17 protein-coding genes are annotated in these 18,677 nt (G+C 57.3%); 6 read left to right on the top strand and 11 right to left on the bottom strand.

Annotated elements, in window-relative coordinates; genetic code table 11:
• Positions 1-275: 275 nt before the first annotated feature.
• The 4 genes from K3757_RS13650 to K3757_RS13635 all read left to right on the top strand — a co-directional run bounded on the left by K3757_RS13650 (position 276) and on the right by K3757_RS13635 (position 8,301).
• Positions 276-3,476, top strand: a complete 3,201-nt coding sequence (locus K3757_RS13650; protein ID WP_259996281.1) for an Ig-like domain-containing protein — start codon at positions 276-278, stop codon at positions 3,474-3,476.
• Positions 3,477-3,617: 141 nt separating this feature from the next.
• The gene (locus K3757_RS13645) at positions 3,618-4,910 is read left to right on the top strand and encodes a TolC family protein (protein ID WP_259996280.1); all 1,293 of its coding nucleotides are present in this window, start codon (positions 3,618-3,620) and stop codon (positions 4,908-4,910) included.
• Entirely contained in the window at positions 4,907-7,126 is a 2,220-nt protein-coding gene (locus K3757_RS13640) for an ATP-binding cassette domain-containing protein (protein WP_259996279.1), read from the top strand. Before K3757_RS13645 ends, K3757_RS13640 begins: the two co-directional genes overlap by 4 nt.
• Positions 7,123-8,301 carry an HlyD family type I secretion periplasmic adaptor subunit gene (locus tag K3757_RS13635; RefSeq protein WP_259996278.1) on the top strand — a complete coding sequence of 393 codons (1,179 nt, stop codon included), beginning with the start codon at positions 7,123-7,125 and terminating at the stop codon, positions 8,299-8,301. Before K3757_RS13640 ends, K3757_RS13635 begins: the two co-directional genes overlap by 4 nt.
• A gap of 100 nt (positions 8,302-8,401) precedes the next feature.
• Here K3757_RS13635 and dtd read toward each other — a convergent pair whose 3' ends face one another.
• The 9 genes from dtd to K3757_RS13590 form a co-directional block, all read right to left on the bottom strand.
• Entirely contained in the window at positions 8,402-8,845 is a 444-nt protein-coding gene (gene dtd / locus K3757_RS13630; RefSeq protein ID WP_259996277.1) for a D-aminoacyl-tRNA deacylase, read from the bottom strand.
• A complete protein-coding gene (locus K3757_RS13625; RefSeq protein ID WP_259996276.1) occupies positions 8,842-9,519 on the bottom strand; it encodes a nitroreductase in 678 nt (225 codons plus the stop codon). Before K3757_RS13625 ends, dtd begins: the two co-directional genes overlap by 4 nt.
• A 3-nt stretch (positions 9,520-9,522) precedes the next feature.
• Positions 9,523-10,632: a TFIIB-type zinc finger domain-containing protein gene (locus tag K3757_RS13620; protein ID WP_259996275.1), complete on the bottom strand. Its 1,110-nt coding sequence runs from the start codon at positions 10,630-10,632 to the stop codon at positions 9,523-9,525.
• A 232-nt stretch (positions 10,633-10,864) separates the two neighbouring features.
• The gene (locus tag K3757_RS13615; RefSeq protein WP_259996274.1) at positions 10,865-11,260 is read right to left on the bottom strand and encodes a Rid family hydrolase; all 396 of its coding nucleotides are present in this window, start codon (positions 11,258-11,260) and stop codon (positions 10,865-10,867) included.
• A 9-nt stretch (positions 11,261-11,269) separates the two neighbouring features.
• Entirely contained in the window at positions 11,270-12,376 is a 1,107-nt protein-coding gene (locus K3757_RS13610; RefSeq protein ID WP_259996273.1) for an SPFH domain-containing protein, read from the bottom strand.
• A 108-nt stretch (positions 12,377-12,484) separates the two neighbouring features.
• Positions 12,485-13,447: a DUF2927 domain-containing protein gene (locus tag K3757_RS13605; RefSeq protein ID WP_259996271.1), complete on the bottom strand. Its 963-nt coding sequence runs from the start codon at positions 13,445-13,447 to the stop codon at positions 12,485-12,487.
• 2 nt (positions 13,448-13,449) lie between these two features.
• On the bottom strand, positions 13,450-14,646 hold the full coding sequence (locus K3757_RS13600) for a toxic anion resistance protein (RefSeq protein WP_259996269.1): 1,197 nt from the start codon (positions 14,644-14,646) through the stop codon (positions 13,450-13,452).
• Positions 14,647-14,682: 36 nt separating this feature from the next.
• Positions 14,683-15,570, bottom strand: a complete 888-nt coding sequence (locus tag K3757_RS13595) for a 5-bromo-4-chloroindolyl phosphate hydrolysis family protein (RefSeq protein ID WP_259996267.1) — start codon at positions 15,568-15,570, stop codon at positions 14,683-14,685.
• 2 nt (positions 15,571-15,572) lie between these two features.
• Positions 15,573-15,773, bottom strand: coding sequence for a hypothetical protein (locus K3757_RS13590; protein ID WP_259996265.1), 201 nt, complete (start codon positions 15,771-15,773; stop codon positions 15,573-15,575).
• A 314-nt stretch (positions 15,774-16,087) separates the two neighbouring features.
• On the opposite strand from K3757_RS13590, the gene K3757_RS13585 reads away from it, so the two are divergent.
• Positions 16,088-16,225: a hypothetical protein gene (locus K3757_RS13585; RefSeq protein ID WP_259996263.1), complete on the top strand. Its 138-nt coding sequence runs from the start codon at positions 16,088-16,090 to the stop codon at positions 16,223-16,225.
• Positions 16,226-16,251: 26 nt separating this feature from the next.
• Here the strand turns inward: K3757_RS13585 and K3757_RS13580 are convergent, their stop codons facing one another.
• A complete protein-coding gene (locus tag K3757_RS13580; protein WP_259996261.1) occupies positions 16,252-17,310 on the bottom strand; it encodes a pseudouridine synthase in 1,059 nt (352 codons plus the stop codon).
• A gap of 63 nt (positions 17,311-17,373) precedes the next feature.
• On the opposite strand from K3757_RS13580, the gene K3757_RS13575 reads away from it, so the two are divergent.
• On the top strand, positions 17,374-17,826 hold the full coding sequence (locus K3757_RS13575) for a nucleoside deaminase (RefSeq protein WP_259996259.1): 453 nt from the start codon (positions 17,374-17,376) through the stop codon (positions 17,824-17,826).
• A gap of 36 nt (positions 17,827-17,862) precedes the next feature.
• Here the strand turns inward: K3757_RS13575 and K3757_RS13570 are convergent, their stop codons facing one another.
• The gene (locus K3757_RS13570; RefSeq protein ID WP_259996257.1) at positions 17,863-18,561 is read right to left on the bottom strand and encodes a metal-dependent hydrolase; all 699 of its coding nucleotides are present in this window, start codon (positions 18,559-18,561) and stop codon (positions 17,863-17,865) included.
• Positions 18,562-18,677 lie beyond the last annotated feature (116 nt).

The raw sequence follows: 18,677 nt of genomic DNA, 5'->3' as shown, positions 1-18,677 counted from the left end.
TAATGTGTTGAAAGGACTCGCTTACCTGTATGTACTTGCATGGTTCTAAATCACTTTACGAGAGCGTGCGTTTCCAGCAACAGGATTGCTGGATAACGGTTTAGGGGGAAAATTTGGCAATATATTACTGGATTTCGTTAATTTCAGAGAATAGTGTGACCCAATAACGGTGAAATCACGGCACGCTCGAACGGGCCGGGTAGCAGCAACTTAAAACAACAAAAATCTAGCGACCTGCACAAAGCAGGCGCTTTTGAGGTAGAGTGGGTATAACGATGAAGGCGATTGATTTCGTCGTTCGCGGTAGTGCGGGCGGTTTGCAGCGTGGGACAGTTTCGGCGGATGCAAAAAATCAGGTAATTGTGGCCGGAGCTGGCCAGGAAATTTCCATAAATGCACGTCAATCTGATTTCGCGAGCCAGGTGCGCTCCGGTGATCGGCTTGTGATTACGCTGACGGACGGTCGCACAATCACAATCGACAATTTCTTCAACGAAAGCGGCGCGGCGAACCGGCTGTTTGTATCTTCCGATGGCTACCTCAACGAAGTCAGCTTTGTTGATGGCGGGCAGGGCAACCTTTACGCACAGTATGGCCCGACATCCGAATGGGGCAAATGGAGCCCGTCGGACGAACTCATCTTCCTTGGTAACAATGAAGTTGCTGGTGTTCCTCTGGCAGATGGCAATGAAGAAGTGTCCATGCTGGGCGGGGCGCTGTTGGGCGGCAGCAGCCTTTTGGGCGGCGGAGCAGCGGTTGCAGCGGGCCTTGGCGGCGCGGCATTGCTGGGCGGCGGCAGCGGCGGTGGCGGTGAATCCGGACCGCAAACCCCTTATGTGAACGACAGCGAAGCCAATGTTGCCATCGGTGGCGACGGCGAAGATAAAACACTGGCAATCACAGGCGGCGGTGAGCCGGGCGACGAAGTGACTGTCATCGTGGGCGATAAGCAGGTTGAAACAGTCATCGACGAAAACGGTGAGTTTGAGGCTGTCTTCGAAGGCGAAAACTTTCCAGAAGATGGTGTCTACGACTCTGAAGTTGTTGTCACGGACGGCGACGGCGAGACAACCGATCTGGACGGTCCTTCATTTGAAATCGATACAATCGCACCAGAGATTACCTTCACGGAAGGCACTGAATCCACAGGCGATTTCTTTAACGAGATCTCCTTTGCCGAGGGCGTAACACTGTCGGGCACGGGCGAAGCCGGTTCGACACTGACAGTCACAATCGCTGAAGTTTCCCGCACGGTCGTAATCTCGGAAGCGGGGACTTGGTCCTTGTCATGGGAAAGCGGTGTTCTGGAAGCGGGCGAATACACCACAGCGATCACAGCCGTGACCAGCGACAGTTTCGGGAATACCCGCAGCTACACAGAGACGCTTGTTGTTGATACCGTGCACAGCGTGACCATCGACGGCAGCGTTTCTACAACAGTGGACGGTGTTGCGGTTGTTGGTGACAACGTTATCAACGGTGAAGAGCATCAATCCGGCGCTGTATTCACTGGCTCCGCAGCTTCGGGTTCGACCGTAGAGGTTACTATCGGCAGCGTGACGATCCCCGTCACTGCCGGCAGCAACAATACCTGGAGCGCGACATTCTCCTCAGCGCAGTTGGCAGAGGGTGATTACACCGGCACAGTTACGGTCGTATCCACGGACACACACGGTAACGTTCGCAACGCGACCGGTTCCTTCGAAGTCGACACATTTGTAAGCGATCTGGCGATCACCTCCTCCACTGGTGGTGCGGATGGCGTGATCTTTGAAGGTGAAGTCGGCAGCGCGCTGACGGTGACCGGTACAACCGAAGTCGGGTCTACCTCTGTGATCGTTGATCTGGGCGGTGTATCGGTCCCTGCAATTGTCAACGCTGACGGCAGCTGGTCTGCTACCTTCGCTGCGGGCAGCATTGCTTCGGGTGATTATACTGCGACAATGACAGCCACTGCGACAGACGCTGCGGGCAACATTGACACCGCGACGACATCGGTTCGCGTTGATACAGTAGCAGGCACGCTGACCATCGACGGCCCTGTCGAAGGCAATGATATTGTAAACAGCGACGAAGCTAGCGATGGTGTGATCCTTACCGGTACGGCTGATGCAGGCACAATCGTGACTGTGACACTGGAAGGTGTAAGCCATGATGTCGCCGCAGCGGCTGACGGCACATGGGAGGCATACTTCTCGGCAAGCGAAGTCGCGCCGGGTGATTACAACGCGACGATCACTGCGACCATCACCGACCCATATGGCAACACCCGCACCGAAACGGACAGTGTCCGTGTCGATACCCGCGTGGATAACCTGAGTGTCGCGACCGACGATATTGCCACAGACAACATCATCAGCTCCCTTGAGCATGACGGAATGGTTACTGTGACAGGGACCACCGAAGTCGGTTCGACATCGGTCATGGTCACGATGGGCACACTGACACAGGCCGCCACCATCGACGCATCAGGCAACTGGTCTGCTGTATTCGACGCAAGCGGACTTGCGGAAGGCACCTACGAAGTACCGGTAAGCATCAAGGCGACAGACGGCAACGGCAACGTCCAAGACTTTGACGGTGGTACTGTACGGGTTGATACCGAAGTGAAGCCATTTGCCATGACCAGCAACCCAACTGGTGATGATACGGTGCTGAACGCAGCCGAAGCAGCGGCAGGCATTGACCTAGGCGGTACTGTGGAGGCACTTTCAACTGTTGTGGTGACCTTCGACGGTAAAACCTACGACAACGTCAGTGTGGATGCGGCGGGTAACTGGTCTTTGACCATCCCTGCCGGCGATATCCGCAGCGGTGACTACACAGCCGATATTTCGGTGGTGGCAACTGATCACGTCGGCAACAGAGCTGTTATTAATGATACACTTGTCATCGACACGGCCGCACCGGACGGTCCGATCATCCAGTCCTTCACCGAAGGTTCCGATGGTTTCCGCGGCATCTCTATCGAGGCGGAAATGGAAGCCGGAGTGACGACCGGCGTTGTGCAGGTCGAAGCGGATGGTAGCATCTCTGACGTGCCAAGCGCATTTGGGACAAACAACCGCGGCGAGACGACAATCGACTTCAATTCGGACGTTCCGAACGGTTCGCAATTGATCGTCAACGCTACTGACGAGGCGGGCAACACATCGGGTACATATTTGGTGCTGGACGATGAAGCTGCGACAAACTCCGTTGATCTGACAAACATGGCGCTTGGTGACTACCAGATCGAGAACCTCGATCTTGATTTCGCCGAAGCGGCAAGCGTTGTCATCGACGAAGCAAGCCTGCTGGCTCTTTCCACAGCTTCCAACACGCTCACCATCCATGGTTCTTCCGAGGATCAGGTGATTGTTCAGGGCGGCATGGCGCAGGGCACACAAACAGTCGATGGCCAGACATACAATGTTTACTCTGTCGGCGCCGAAGGCACGTTGCTGGTCGAACAGGAAGTTCCTGTCACTATCTAAGCGACCACTGAAAAGATAACGGGATGCGGCGGGGCGAAACCACCGCCGCACCCGGAAAAACAAAAGCAATAAGAATAATAAATATAAATATCGGCACGTTAAGGGCAGGATATGGGGCAGTGTGGACGAAGAACCGCAGCGATGTGCGCAAGTGCGCTCGCGCTGGCGGGATGTTTATCGGATGTAGGTGGCAATGCGGGCACCGGCGATGTTGTGGCCATGCAAAGCACCAGCGCTACCACGACCCCGCCCAAGCTTACCCATTCAGAGAAAATAAGCGCGCAGAGCGATATCATTCAGGGCTTGATTGCCCGCCGTTCTGTGCTGCCTGAAGGCAGCCCGTATAGTCAGGTTGCGACTGCGGTGCTGGCAGCGAACTCCCGCAGCGCCGAAAGCGAATTGCGCGCGGCGCAGTTGCGTGCACGCGCGGCCTCTAAGAACTGGCTTCCACAAATCGGGCCGAACATCAGCCTCACATCGCTCGGCTCTGTCGTGGCAAATCTGGTGGTTGAGCAGGTCCTGTTTGATAACGGCCGGAAGAAAGGCGAACGCGAATTTGCCGTGGCCGACGTCGAAGTTGCCGCTGTGGCGCTTGCCTCTGACACGAACAACCGCGTCCGCACGGGCCTTGATCTGTACATCAGCGCTGTCGAAGCGCGCGAAAAACTGGCGCTGGCCAGCAAAAGTGAAAAAGACATCAGCCATTTCGAGTGGGTGATGCAGCAGCGGGTTCAGGGCGGTGTGTCTGACAGCTCTGATCTGCATGTCTTGCGTCAGAAACTGCTTGAAATCCGCGCCAGCAAATCCGCTGCTGCGGAAACTGCATCCACCGCAATCGCCGAACTGAACGCGATGGCCATCGGCGATCTGGGTAACGTAAAAGGCACAGCGCGTATTCCTGTCAGTGCCGGTCTGGCACAACCCCTAAGCGTGACGCAGGCTGAAGCTGAAAAAATCCGCGCAATCGCCGCTGCGAAAGTGGACCGCGCAGGCCAGTTGCCGGGGTTAAGCGCCAGCGGCAACGTCGGCGAAGACAGCACTTTCGGGTTGCGCATCGGCTCCGAAAATCTGCTCGGGCTCGGGACGGGTGATCGTCTAAAAGCGATTGAAGCCACAAGTGAGGCCGCAGGCCGCCGTGTGGCGCAGGCCAATGAGGATGCCAACCGTAAGCTGCGTAAATTCGAAGGCGAGATTGCCTCGAAAGAGCGGCAGGCGGCAGAAGCCGCAAGGCTGACAGCGCAAGCTAAACAGAACCTTGACCTGTTTCAGGCTCAGTATGATGGGGGCCAGCGTCAGGTAATGGATGTTGTCGGGGTGTATGAAACCTTTGCCCGTCAGCAAGAGAACGAAGTTTCCCTTAAATATGAAGCCATCCGATTGAGGGTGGCCATGGCCGAACTTTTGGGCGTGTTAGCCGATGGATCAGCAATATGAGTAAACCGTTTACCCTTACGATCGTGAACGGCAATTCAGGCCGTCTGAAGCCAGCCGACGTTAAAGAACCCCCAAAGGCTGATAACACATCTACCTTTGAGGACCGCTTGCGCGTGCGCGGCGGCCTTATCGCAACATACGCCAGCGTATTGGGGGTGGAAGCCTCACGCGCGGATCTGACCGAAGGTCTTACCCGCAGGCTAAAGTCCGGTGCGACCGAACAGGACGAGGCACAGGTGATTGCTACGTTGCTGCGCAGCAATGGTTTTGCTGTAGAAATACAGCGGAGCAAATCTCTTGATGATCAAAGCTTTCCTGCGCTGGTTTACATGACCTCCGGCCAGTTGTTGCTGGTGATGGGCCGCGACCGCGCTGATCTGGTCGTGTATGACACCACATGCCCTGACAACCGCGCGCTTGTGCCTGCCGTTGATTTCGTACCCTTCTTCTCGGGGCTGACGCTGCGTGCGCAAATGCCGATCAAGAAGGTAGAAGAGGTTCACAAGACCGCCGAGAAGCCCAAACATTGGTTCTGGGGGGAATTCGGTCGTTTCAAACGGCAGCTGGGCGAGGTTGCCCTTGGCTCTTTCGTGGCGAACCTCCTGGCCGTCGCAGTCGCGCTTTTTTCGCTGCAGGTCTATGACCGTGTGATCCCGCACCAATCCGAGGCAACCCTGTGGGTGCTGGCCGCCGGTGCCATGCTGGCACTGCTGATGGAAGCGTTCATAAAAATTGCACGCGCGCAGCTAATGGATGGTGCTGGTCGCCAGATTGAGCTGTCAGTGCAAAGCATTTTGATGCGCCGCATCTTGGGTATGCGCAGCGATAAGCGCCCTCAGGCACCCTCTGATTTGTTTTCTTCAATGCGCGAGTTCGGCTCTGTTCGAGAGTTCTTTACCGCGTCCACAATCGGTACAATCGCTGACATCCCGTTTATCTTTGTCTTTCTCGCCCTTGTTGCGTCAATTGCAGGGAACGTTGTCTGGGTTCTGGTTCTGGGTGGCATCCTGATGGTTGTACCGGGCTTCTTCATGCAAAAGCGCATGATCCGTCTGACGCAAGAAACCCAAGGGGCCACAGCAAAGTCCTCACGTCTGTTGCATGAAGCGATTTTCGAACTTGATACCGTCAAGACGCAGCGCGGCGAAGACCGTGTGCAGCGTTTGTGGGGGGAGCTGACCACGCTGTCGGCTGTAAAGTCATCAGAGCAGCGCAAGCTGGCTTCTGTTCTGACCTTCTGGTCGCAGGGGGTTCAGCAGGGCACCTATCTGGCGGCCGTGATTACCGGCACCTATCTGGTGTTTGCGGGTGAATTTACGGTGGGTTCGATCATCGCGACCGGTATTCTCACCTCACGTACATTGGCACCGTTGACACAGCTGGCAGGCACGATGGCGCGTTGGGGCAATGTGCGTTCCGCCCTTGACGGTTTGGAACATATCGCAGGCTCAGAGCAGGACACAGCCGAAGGCCGCACGTATATGCGCCGTGACCATCTGGCAGGTAACTTCGAGCTGAAAGGGGTCACTTTCCGTTACATGGAAGAAGGCGCGCCAACGCTTGATCTGCCCGGCATGAACATTCTGCCCGGCCAACGGATCGCGGTTCTTGGGGCCAACGGTTCTGGCAAATCATCGCTTTTGAAAGTCCTGAGCGGTCTATATGCTCCGACCACTGGCCGTATTTTGATCGATGGCACCGAAATGAGCCAGATCGAGCCGCGCGATCTGCGCCGCCTGATCGGATATCTGGGGCAGGACGTGCGCCTGTTCTCAGGCACGCTGCGCGATAATATGAACCTTACCATGCTGGAGCGTGATGACGAACGCCTGATGGAGGCGCTCGATTTTGCGGGCTTGGGCGATTACGTGCGCACGCATCCTAAAGGTCTGGACCTTGAAATCATGGACGCAGGCGCAGGCCTGTCCATTGGTCAACGCCAGTCAATCGGATGGGCACGGCTATGGCTACAAGATCCGAAAATCTGTCTGTTGGATGAGCCGACAGCCGCGCTTGACCAGAAACTGGAGCAGGCGCTGGTGACGCGGCTGGAAACCTGGATGGCGGGCCGGACCGCAATTATCGCCACCCACCGCGCGCCTATTCTGACTTTGACAACCCGCACAATCATTCTGGCCAATGGCCGCATGAGCATTGACGGACCACGTGATGAAGTCATGGCACATCTGTCATCCATCAAAGGAGGCGCTGCATGACCTTGACCATGGACAACCACATCGAGCGTCAAATGCGCGGCCCTTCAATGGTGGTATGGCTCAGCGCAGCAACTGTGATTGTGTTTCTCACGTGGGCCTTCTTCGCCTGGGTGGATGAGATCGTGCGTGCAGAAGGATCGATGATCAGCAGCTCACGTCCGCAAATCATCCAGAACCTTGAAGGCGGCATACTGGCTGACCTTGCCGTTGGCGAGGGTGACATTGTCGAGGCCGGTGATGTGTTGGCGCGTCTGCACAACACACAATTCCAGTCCTCTGTTGATGACCTGAAAGACCAGATCAGCGCGTTCGAAATCCGCCGGATGCGGCTCGAGGCAGAGATCGACGGGGCCTATACATTTGATGTGCCGGAGGAATGGGCACGCCGGACGCCGGAAATGCTATTATCCGAAGCGGCATTGTTGCAGGCGCGGCAGTCCGACTATGTCTCATCTGTTGATGGTGCGAAACAGGTGCTGGTCGAAGCGCAGCGCGAGCGTGACCTGATGGACGGTCTGCTCAAAAACAAGATCGTTTCGCTTATTGAAGCGACCCGTACCCGCAAGGCTTTTGCCGATGCAAAGATCAAATACGACGAAGTCGTTACCCGCACAGAGCTGGAGCGTGCTCAGGAATATTCCGATGTGCTCAGAGAGTTGTCCACGCTGCGGCAGAACCTGAAATCCAGTACCGATCAACTGGATCGTACACTACTGCGCAGCCCGATGCGCGGAATCGTGAACAACCTGAGCGTGACCACGATCGGTGGCGTTGTGCGCCCCGGCGAGGAAATTTTGCAAATCATCCCGCTGGACGAAGAACTTTTCGTAGAAGCCAGAGTAAAGCCTGAAGATATCGCAGGCGTGCGTCCGGGGCAGGAGGCCACGGTCAAACTGTCGGCCTATGACTATACGATCTATGGTACGCTGAAAGGGACGGTAAAGTTGATCTCGGCTGATACATTCAAAGACGAGCGCGCGCGCGATCCTGACGGCAACCCGCACTATAAGGTGACACTGGCCGTTGATACGGAACACCTGACACCGCGTCAGGCAGAGTTGGAAATCCGCCCCGGTATGCAGGCCAGCGTGGAACTGCACACAGGTTCTAAGACCGTCTTACAGTACCTGCTGAAACCCTTGTACAAATCCAAAGAAGCATTCCGCGAGCCGTGACCTGACGGAGCGCTGACGCGCATGACATGTTTTAATGCGCATTTGATGCGGGCCTTTGCGGTCCGCATTTTGCGTTTGGACTTGGCACAGCGAAGGGTGCCTAATCGTCGGTGTCGAGCCAGATTGTGACCGGCCCGTCGTTGGTCAGCGCCACGGACATATCCGCGCCGAAGCGACCTGTCTCAACCGTAATATCCAGTTCACGCAGAGCGGTTGCGAAATGTTCATACAAAGCGCGGGCAAGTTCGGGTTTGGCAGCATAGGAAAAACCGGGGCGCGTGCCGCGGCGTGTGTCAGCGGCAAGGGTAAATTGGCTGACTACAAGAGCATTGCCACCGGTCTGAGCCAGACTGAGGTTCATTTTCCCAGCCTCGTCCTTGAAGAGACGCAGCTTGGAAATCTTGAGGGCCAGTTTGTCGGCTGTCGCAGTGTCATCATCCGGCATAGCGCAGACAAGGATCAGAAGCCCGGAATCGATCTGGCCTACGACCTCTTCATCCACTGTCACAGCGGCCTGTGTGACGCGTTGCAGCAGAGCTCTCATGTGTCGTGCCACCGGATGATGTCTCCGGTTGGCGCCCGTGTGGTGCGGAAGCTGTTTGCAGGCGCATCCTTGTCAGCATACCCCATCGAGATGGCGCAGAGGATCAGGCGGTCCCCACCTATGTCGAGATGTTCTTTGAGCAACGGGGCGTATGCTGCGATTGCGGCCTGAGGTATTGTTGCGATGCCAAGAGCGGTTGCGGCCAAAGTGAACGCAGCGACAAAGCCGCCGGTGTCCATAGCGCCATAGGGGCCAAGTTCAGCAGGTGAGTGTAGGATGGCCACGTGCGGCGCGTCAAAAAGGGAATAATTGCGCATCATCTGCGCTGCGCGCCCTGCGCGATCTGATTTTTCGACGCCCACCGCATCATACAACTGAAAGCCGCATGTACGCCGCCGTTCTCCATATGCGCCGGTGTATTTTTTAGGCCACTCCAGATCGGGTGTAGGGGGCGTTCCGGCAAGTGCTGCCTGCGACAGCGCAGTGCGCAACCGCTCTGTACCTTCCCCACGGGTGATCTCGACCTGCCATGGTTGGGCATTGCACCATGACGGAACGTGGCGCGCGGTTTCGACGATACGCTCCAGATCGGCGTCTGGCACCGGATCAGGTAGGAAAGCGCGGCAGGAATACCTGTCTGACATTATTTCCGAGAGTGTATCGATGGCGTTCATGGATTATCCGTTCTGGGCATAAAGGTAGCCGATGATGCCGGCCAGTATGAGACCGACAATCACGGCAAATGTAATCTTGATCGCGGAATAGGGCCGTTCGCCCTGCACGCGGCCTGTCCGGCCGTTGACCACAAAGCGGTAGGTCTTTCCGCGATACTTATAAGCAGCCAGCCAAACGGGCAGCAGGATGTGCTTGAAGGTCATATTGCTCAGGTCAACATCCATCGAGTGGATGCGCTGCCGGTCGCCACCGATATCAAATTTGATGTCGCGGCGGATCATCGCGTCCATCTTTGAACGGGCCTCGTCAAAGCCTTCGTCCAATGGCACGGTATAGCCTTCGGCGCGGAAACCCGCGAGATATTCTGGCGCGTAAGGTTCAAGCGCCGCCAGATCCCACGGCTCCAGCGCGTCTGTAAAGCGTTTGGGCAGCGAGCGGGAGCCGAGAACCAGAACATCGTCAAAGAACCGCGCTACGCGACCCGAGACACCGCGCCAGCGTACTTTGGCCACACGCACCTGCTGGCGTTTGCCATCACGCATAACGGTTCGGGTCTCATAATAGACAGTGCCCCGCTCTCCGGTGTAGCGGGTGTCTGATTGCGCATCATAGGTCCAATAGGGAACATAGATGCCATCCATCCGACGACCTTTGCGCGCATAAGCCTTCAGGCCATTCGGCGCAAACCACAGACTGCCGAGCCAGTCTTTCATCGCATCGCGGGCGGTTTCTTCGGCCAGCGCAAAGGGCAAAACAGCGCGGGGTTTGATATGGCGGTGCAAACCGGTGTCCACGACGACGGGCGTGGCACAGAAAGGGCATTCGGTTGCTTGTGTGTTGGCGTCAAATTCCACCTGCGCCGCGCAATTGGGGCATTGGCTGACACGGGTTTCTTCCATCTCGGCGCCATCAAGCGTCTGGGCAAGGCCGCGTTCCAGATCAAGTTCGGCGATGGCGCGCGCGCTGGTCCAGACGGTTCCGATCTGCTCTACGTTGCCGCAATGGTCACATTTCAGGTCGCCGCTGGCTGGATCATAGCGCAAGTCCGATCCGCATGTATCACACGGAAAGCGGTGCTCTTGCAGGACGGTTTCTGGCTGGAAGTCGGGCAAGGGCGGGCCTTTGGCGCTGGAATGTTTCCCCCTAACATTGGCCTTGCCGCGCGGAGCGTCAAGAGGGGGCTCAAGATTGCGGTGTAGCAGATTTGCTGTCGTGATGCGAAGGCTGATAATAGGTTGATGGGGAATAAGCTTCGAATTTTGCAACGGAAATTCGGATCAAAATCTATTTGGTTTTTGCCACTACGCCATTAACGGGCATTCCGCATGGAATGGGGCGTGTGTTTCAAACGGACTGCGGTACGTGGGCGACCACCCGAAGCTCGATCACAGCACCGGCGCGTCGCAAGCCCGCCACCTCAACAGCCGTCCACGCGGGCAAAGGAACGCCCAGCATATCGCGAAGGATGGGATCGATGGTATCAAAGTGTGATGTGATGGCGATGTGATAGCTGGTCACTTCGACAATTGCCTGCGCGGGTGTGTCGGCAGCCGCCAGAATTTCCAGCACCTTCGCCAGCGCATTGCGGGTCTGGGTCGCGGCATCCGCTGGCATGTTCCCATTGGCGTCTGTGCCTGTCGCACCTGTCAGGAACAGGAAATCGCCCGCACGGACGGCGGGCGAAAATCCACTTTCAGATACGGCTTTTGCGAGGGCTGGTGGGAATATGACGTCTCGCACAGCGGTTGTTCAGGCTGTGGGGGGCGGCGGCGGCATGACGGTAAAGAGTTGCGCCAACTCCATCACGTCTTCTGCGATTTTCCAGCCGTCTTGTCCCGCGGTCCAGACATAGGTTTCACGCGTAAAAGTTCCCTCAGTCACCATGCGTCCAAGCGATGCCTTGGAGAAAGGACCAGTCGTTTTGCCACCTTCAGCGATGTGCCACACATGCTCAACCGCTTGAGGCGGCTGCACGGGTGCGCTGCGGGCAACAGGTTGCGCGCCCCATGGGCCGCCTGCCGCTGCTTGTGCGCCGATTTGCATACCAAGGCCGGCACCGACACCTGCTTGAATGGCGGCAGCACCAGCGCCCTCCTGGCCCAGCCCTTCTGCGGCCTGAAACTGGATGTATTGATCAAGATTGCCGATCACGCCCATGGAAGAACGTTTATCCAGGACGTCTTCGACAGCGGGGGGAAGGGAAACATTCTCGACGTAAAGTTCTGGCAAGGCGAGGCCATATTCGGCAAGCTGTCCGGCGATTTCCTTACCAACCAGTTTGCCCAGCTCACGGCCATTTGCTGCCATGTCCAGCACAGGGATGTTTGCGCGTGCAATTGTGCGGGAAAACTCCTGAACGATGATGTTGCGAATCTGATAAGAAATTTCGTCCATCGTGAATTCGCCGTCCGTTCCGACGATCTCGCGCAGGAATACGGCGGGATCGGCCACGCGCACGCTGTACGTTCCAAAGGCGCGCAGACGAACGGGGCCGAATTCAGGATCACGCACAATCACAGGGTTTTTCGTTCCCCATTTCAGATCGTTGAAGCGGGTCGTATTGACGAAGTAAATCTCTGACTTGAACGGAGACTTAAAGCCGTGATCCCAGTGCTGGAGACTGGTCAGGATCGGCATGTTGTTGGTTTCAAGCATATAAAGACCGGGGGTAAAGACATCCGCCAGCTGGCCTTCGTGAATGAAAACAGCCGCTTGCCCTTCGCGCACGGTAAGCTTGGCACCGTATTTGATCTCGTGGCCTTCGCGCTCAAAACGCCAGACCATGGTATCGCGGGTATCATCGGTCCAGTGAATGACGTCGATGAACTGGCCGGAGAGAAAATCAAAAATGCCCATGGAGTGTCCTTCGGGGTTGTTTGTAAGTAGCCTAAGCGCCCGTCAGCCGCATATCAAGAAACAGCTTGTTCGGGGGGCGCTGCGGGGGAATTCGGCCAGAGTACCGGATCATACCGGTCCGGCTGAGGTGAGTTCTGCAGCAATGGTCTGCACGGTCGGGCGGGCCTCATCGGCGCTCATGCCGGGGCGCAGACGCGGGTCATACAGCATCCGAAGCAGCAATTCGTCGTGTCGCGTCAGCAGAGAGAATTCATCGTCGTCGTTAAAGATCGACGGGCGCGCAGTAGGGCTGTCATTGGCCAGCCCCATGCCTTGGGCCAGTTCTTCGTGGATGCATGACAGGCGCAGCAGGCTAGGGTTCTCTGCGCGGATCACAGCCAGCGCTGCGGTGTACGTATTGTCGCCTGGCCCGCCTGCGTAGGCTGCTACGACGCAATAGGTGTCACGGCGCAAACTGATCAGCGGTGTCAGGCTTGACGCTGAAATGCCGGAAACCCTTGCGGCAGCTTCTGCCAAAGCTTCGGCGCGGTCATCTTCACCGGCAATGATCACAATAAAATTCGGATTGCCGCTCATGCTGACCGGATGACCTGTCACACGGCCAAGCCGTGCGGCATAGCTGCTCACCTGCTGGGTATCGCTTTTGCGCTGGGAGGGGGGAACGCCCTCGCCAAAGATCAGCTCCATCCGCACAGGTGCTTCCCAGCGGCGCAACGGGCTTGGCCCGCCACGACCGGAGAAATTGCCGTCATATTCATTAAAGAAGGCGATCTGCTCAAAATTGCGGGCAAGCATCGTATTGGTAAAGGGCGTATCACTGCCGCCGCCGTCACGGCGCAGTAGCCCCTGACCCAGCTGTGCGTTTTGCACCTGATAGAGATAACTACGCAGTTCCGCACTTTCCTGAGATGTCGGGCGTGCAACCTTTGGCGGGACCGTAGGGGCAGGAATATCGGGGCGCGCAACAGGTTTCAGCACCGGACTGACCGGTACTGCCACCTGGCTACAAGCGCTGAGTACCAAAGCAAAAAGCCCTAGCCCGGCAGCAATTCTTGTGCGCGCCCCGGTCATGGTCAGCTTGACACGCTGCCAGCAGCAGTGTCGCCCAGACCGGTCTTCTTGGACTTGGCGGCTGCAAGTGTATCGCGCAGTTTGGCTTCCATCGCCTTAAGTTCGACTTCGGCGGCGGCACGTTTGGCCTTACCGGCATCAGCGATCTGCAGGCTTTCTTCGATGGTGCCGATCAGATCGGCGTTCGCGGCTTTGACGGCCTCGATATCGAACACGCCGCGTTCCATTTCTTCGCGGATGACCTTGTTGCTCTCGCGCAGGTTCTTGGCGTTGGAAGTCAGCAGTTCATTGGTAAGGTCGTTGGCTTCGCGCACGGCTGTCGCCGCCTCAAAGGAACGTTGGATCGTGACGGCTTGTGCCAGCTGGGTTTCCCACAGGGGCACAGTGTTCACGAGGGTCGAGTTGATCTTGGTTACAAGCGACTTGTCATTTTCCTGAACCAGACGGATGGAAGGCAGCGACTGCATGGTTACCTGACGGGTAAGCTTGAGGTCGTGAACACGGCGCTCAAGGTCATCGCGTGCAGCGCGCATGTCGCGCAACTGCTGTGCGACCATGACCTGATCTTCCTCGGCTGCCGCTTCAACCTCGGCCTCTTTGGCGGGGATAACAGTGGCGTCCAGTTCGGCCAGCTTGGCTTCACCGGCTGCGATATACAGCGCCAGTTCGTCGTAGAACTGCAGCGTTTTCTCATACAGCATGTCGAGCGATTTGATGTCTTTCAGCAGCGTATGCTCATGTGACAGCAGGTTGTCTGTGATCTTGTCGATCTGGCCCTGAACCTTTTCAAATTTCGCAGTGAACTTCGCGAAGGGAGCGGCGCGGCCGATCAGCTTTTCCCACCAGCTACGCTCGCGGCGCACATCCAGTTCAGAAACAGCAAAGCCGCGGATGGTTGTGACGATGCCGCGCAGGCTGTCGCCTGCGGGGCCGACGTCCTTGTTGCGCACGTCTTGCAGCATCGCCTGAGAGATTTCTTGCAGTTCGGCCTGAGCGGCAGATCCGAAGCTGATGATGGACTGTGTGTCGTCCATGTCCAGCTCGTCCATGCGGGCACGGATTTCGGCACCAACGGGCGCGTCTGCCTGCTCAAGCGTGACGACAGCGTTTGCATCGGCCGGTTCGGGCAGAACAACGGCGGTCACTTCTTCGACCAGGGCAAGATCCTGAGCGGCTTTTTCTCGGACGGTATTAGACATGTTTGGTTCCTTGTGGACAGGTGATTAAGGCGCGGGTCACTTCAGACGCACGCCTTCACGCGACAGCCGCTCACGCAGCACATCAATTTCAATGGTTAGGTCACTGCGATCTTCAAGCAGTGATTTACGGTTGCGGGCGGCAAAGTTTTTCTCAAGATCGTCCAGCAACGCCAGATAGTCGGTACGGGCCTGTGTATCGCGGGTGCGTGAATAGATGTCAGCGAATTTGGCCGTCGCGTCCCGCGCACCCTGTAGATATACACCAAGATACTTGCGCGCTGCCGTCAAATCACGCGGGTCTTCCTCAACGGTGCGGATTAGGTCGCGCGCCGTATCCGTGAAATCCTCAAGGCGGGCGATCGCCTGTCGGTCACCAGCGCGGTTAATCGTCTCCCTCATGGTGAGAAGGTGCTTTTCAGCCTCGTCGACAACGCGCGCCACGCGGTCCTGTTGGAACGTGTCGATGCCGTCCATACCCTTGTTGCGCAGGGGGTCAAAGCCGAAGGCTGCCAGATGCAAACCGACAGCGACGATGCCATAAATTACCGGTGACACCAAATCAAACGCGTTCAGGTGAGCCGTCACCGCAAGCGCCGTGCCAATGCCGCTGAAGGCAGCGGCAAGTGTTTTTCGGGGCAGTGCAGGGCGGCGCGCAACCTTGCGGGAAAGATAGGCTGCTTCGGCACGCAATCCGCCGCGCAACAGCCACGCAGCCAGCGTCAGTGAAACAGCGCCCAACATGGCCGCCAGAAAACCGAATGGATTGGTACTGCCAAAACTGGTCGCGACAAGGACGACCGCTGGCACGAAAAGAACGTTGGCCCGTCCGCCAGCAGGATCGACCTCGATCTTGCGTCTGGGTTTTTCAGTGTTTTGCACACCACTGCCGTCAGGACTGAATTTGCCGCCATATCGTTGTGCCATGCTCAGATACCCCCGATCCAGCCGGAGCTGACGCCGAAGAGCAAGACGATCAGTGCCACATAAGCGACTTTGCGAAAGGGTTTTGGTCCCATGAATTCCTCGACATGCAGCGGCAATTGGTCGTCTCTAAAGATAGCATAAGCAGGCTTGGGCGCGGTTTCCAGTGCCGCGGGGCTATCCGCTTGTTCACAGCCCTTTAACATTGGGCTGATTTACGCGTTCCTTTCCCAAGCCGCCAGCGCCAAGGCGGCGAATAGGGTGCAGTCAGGCACATTGCTGCGATCAAAAGGACTACGGATTCGCGAATCGACGCGATACTGGGCAGAAAAAACCCGATTCGTGTGAGTGGGCGAACAGTTATTGGGCATTTAGATGTCCCTTTAGCGGCGGTGTTAACACAATTGACCAAGAATCGCAGGTAAAGTGTAGGGGAAAATCAGGCGCGAAAATCCATGCGGCGGAACAGTTGAAACGGTTAAAAAGCCTTTGAACTGAAGATGAGAACGAGGTTCTAACCATGCAACAACGACGTTTGACAGATAACCGCAAACCCGTCGCTTCGCCAAAACCAGCCAAGCTGTGGCGCAAGCGTTTCGCCCGTCTTTGCGCTGCGGCAGGCGTCGTCTTTGCTGCCAATGCCATCATGCGTTCCTGAACGGCTGGCAAAACGCGGGTCAGTGTTCAGCCCCGTTTAGGGCCTTTGGGACCGCCCGGTGTGCGCGGTTTGGGTGAGGATGATGTGAATTTACGCGGTGCGGGGCCGGTAGCGGCTTTTCGTGCAGCGTCCCTTACAGCTTTCGTCGGCCGGTAAGATTTCGCAGGCTTGGCCGGTTTGCCGCGCTTGCCGCGTGGCTCTTCGGTCTCTTCGAGTGGTTTGGGCAGGCCTGGCTGGCCAGGTCCGCCAAAGGCGCCCTTATGCGGTACCCGCCGTTTGAACCCACGCTTGACCTGAGTTGGTGCGGCTGGCGGCTCTCCGAGCAGGGATTCCGCATCGGGTCCAAGCTGATCGCGCAGTACTTTGCGGCGTACCTCTTCGACGGCACCCGGCTTGATGTCGCCCAGCTGGAAGGGACCATAGCTGACACGTATCAGCCGGTTTACGCTAAGCCCGATTTCATCCATCGCGCGCCTGATTTCGCGGTTTTTCCCCTCGCGTAGGCCAACGGTAAGCCATGCATTCGCGCCCTTCTGGCGGTCCAGAACAACTTCCATCGGCTGAAACGGCTCGCCGTCGGCGATGATGCCCTTGCGCAATGGCTCCAGCACTTCTTCGGTCGGTCGCCCGTTCACACGGACACGGTAGCGGCGCAGCCAGCCGGTGGAGGGCAGTTCAAGCAGGCGCTTCACGCCGCCATCATTTGTCAGCAGCAGCAGCCCTTCGGAGTTAAGATCGAGGCGGCCGATGCTCATCACGCGCGGCATGTCTTCGGGCAGCGCGTCATAGATTGTCTCGCGTCCCTTTTCGTCGTTGTCCGTGGTCACCAGCCCTGTTGGTTTGTGATACAGCCAAACGCGCGCGGGCTCGGCAGGGCCGACGGGCTTGCCGTCAACGGTGACCCGATCTTCTGGTGTGACGTTCAGCGCAGGAGAGCTGATCACAGCGCCATTCACGCTCACGCGGCCTGCTTCGATCATACGTTCTGCTTCGCGGCGGCTGGCAATACCAGCGCGGGAGAGGACTTTTGCAATGCGGTCACCGTCAGGGGACGCTGCGGCGGAGGAGGCTGGTGTATCATTCATGCGTTGAGCCATAGCGCAACAGCCCCCCTTGCGAAAGAGAGCGTTTTGCCGCCATCAAGGGGAATGGCATTTACATCTTTTATGGATATCGCTCTGGAAGAGGCCCGCGCAGCAGCCGCGCGCGGCGAAGTTCCTGTGGGCGCAGTCGTTATCTCAGCTAAAGGCGATGTGATCGCGCGGGCGGGCAACCGGACGCGTGAAGACAATGATCCCACTGCTCATGCAGAAATGCTGGCCATACGTGAAGCCTGTGCGCATTTGGGGGCTGAACGGCTTGGGGGGTGCGCGCTTTATGTGACTCTGGAACCTTGTCCGATGTGTGCGGGGGCTATCTCGGCGGCGCGCATAGGTCGGCTATACTATGGTGCGGGGGATCCAAAGTCGGGTGGCGTGGCGCAGGGCGCGCGGGTGTTCGAGCACCCGCAATGTCACCATGCGCCAGAAGTTTTCGAAGGCATTGCCGAGACCGAGAGCGCGGCGTTGCTGCGCGATTTCTTTGGCGCCAGAAGGGGCTAGCTAAGGCGATAGCACCAACCGGCCTGTCTTTTGACGCTAAAGCGAAATCGGGTGCAGGACCTGTGGCTCAATCACCGATGTGCCGGGCAACACGCCGTTCACCAATGCTTCGGCATTCTGTTCCAGCGCAGGGAATGTGCGATAATGGCAGGGAATGACGACGTTGAAAGCGAAATAGGTGCGCGCTGCGTAGGCCGCCATGTGCATATCCATCGTGAAGAAGCCGCCGGCGGAAATAATCCCGATGTCCGGTTTGAAGTAATCCCCGATCCACGCCATGTCCGACATCAGGCCGGTGTCACCGGAAATATAGATCGTGCGCCCTTCGCCCCGCAGGATGAAGCCGGATTCGTTACCCATGTACTGGGGCTTTCCGTCGACCTCTGCGGCTGATGAATGTGATGCTGGCACCAAGGTGGCTGTTACGACCTCACCGATTCCCGTGGTGCCGCCCATGTTAAAGGCCGCACCCTCGGCCGCGCCAAGGCCATGCAGGTGTTGGGCCAGTTCATACATACCAGACACAGGCGCGCCGGTATCCTTTGAAATTTTTACAACATCGGCGATGTGATCAAAGTGGCCGTGAGTGACCAATATATGCGTGGCACCGCTGATAGCTGACAAATGTTGGTCTTCGGATAACATCGGATTGCCGGTCAGCCAGGGATCAACCAGAATAATCTGGTCTTCGATTTCGATGCGAAAGGAGCCGTGCCCAAGCCAGATGATGTTCATTGCGTCTCTCCGTGATTATAATTCGCGCTTAACCTAACGGATTGCACAGCGAAGGCGAGGGGGCCTTGTGAATTTGCACGATGGTCGGGCTCAAGGCTTGCCAGTCACTTGCTTGC

The organism is Sulfitobacter sp. S223 (assembly GCF_025143825.1).
In the GTDB taxonomy this organism is placed as follows: domain Bacteria; phylum Pseudomonadota; class Alphaproteobacteria; order Rhodobacterales; family Rhodobacteraceae; genus Sulfitobacter.
This window is presented reverse-complemented; position numbering and strand designations above follow the sequence as displayed.

Excerpts from the sequence above, each read along its gene's own strand:
- K3757_RS13590 (WP_259996265.1), bottom strand. The coding sequence starts at position 15,773 with ATGTTAAAGGGCTGTGAACAAGCGGATAGCCCCGCGGCACTGGAAACC.
- K3757_RS13625 (WP_259996276.1), bottom strand. The coding sequence starts at position 9,519 with ATGAACGCCATCGATACACTCTCGGAAATAATGTCAGACAGGTATTCC.
- K3757_RS13600 (WP_259996269.1), bottom strand. The coding sequence starts at position 14,646 with ATGTCTAATACCGTCCGAGAAAAAGCCGCTCAGGATCTTGCCCTGGTC.
- K3757_RS13650 (WP_259996281.1), top strand. The coding sequence starts at position 276 with ATGAAGGCGATTGATTTCGTCGTTCGCGGTAGTGCGGGCGGTTTGCAG.
- K3757_RS13635 (WP_259996278.1), top strand. The coding sequence starts at position 7,123 with ATGACCTTGACCATGGACAACCACATCGAGCGTCAAATGCGCGGCCCT.
- dtd (WP_259996277.1), bottom strand. The coding sequence starts at position 8,845 with ATGAGAGCTCTGCTGCAACGCGTCACACAGGCCGCTGTGACAGTGGAT.
- K3757_RS13640 (WP_259996279.1), top strand. The coding sequence starts at position 4,907 with ATGAGTAAACCGTTTACCCTTACGATCGTGAACGGCAATTCAGGCCGT.
- K3757_RS13585 (WP_259996263.1), top strand. The coding sequence starts at position 16,088 with ATGCAACAACGACGTTTGACAGATAACCGCAAACCCGTCGCTTCGCCA.
- K3757_RS13595 (WP_259996267.1), bottom strand. The coding sequence starts at position 15,570 with ATGGCACAACGATATGGCGGCAAATTCAGTCCTGACGGCAGTGGTGTG.
- K3757_RS13605 (WP_259996271.1), bottom strand. The coding sequence starts at position 13,447 with ATGACCGGGGCGCGCACAAGAATTGCTGCCGGGCTAGGGCTTTTTGCT.
- K3757_RS13575 (WP_259996259.1), top strand. The coding sequence starts at position 17,374 with ATGGCATTTACATCTTTTATGGATATCGCTCTGGAAGAGGCCCGCGCA.
- K3757_RS13570 (WP_259996257.1), bottom strand. The coding sequence starts at position 18,561 with ATGAACATCATCTGGCTTGGGCACGGCTCCTTTCGCATCGAAATCGAA.
- K3757_RS13610 (WP_259996273.1), bottom strand. The coding sequence starts at position 12,376 with ATGGGCATTTTTGATTTTCTCTCCGGCCAGTTCATCGACGTCATTCAC.
- K3757_RS13580 (WP_259996261.1), bottom strand. The coding sequence starts at position 17,310 with ATGAATGATACACCAGCCTCCTCCGCCGCAGCGTCCCCTGACGGTGAC.
- K3757_RS13645 (WP_259996280.1), top strand. The coding sequence starts at position 3,618 with ATGTGCGCAAGTGCGCTCGCGCTGGCGGGATGTTTATCGGATGTAGGT.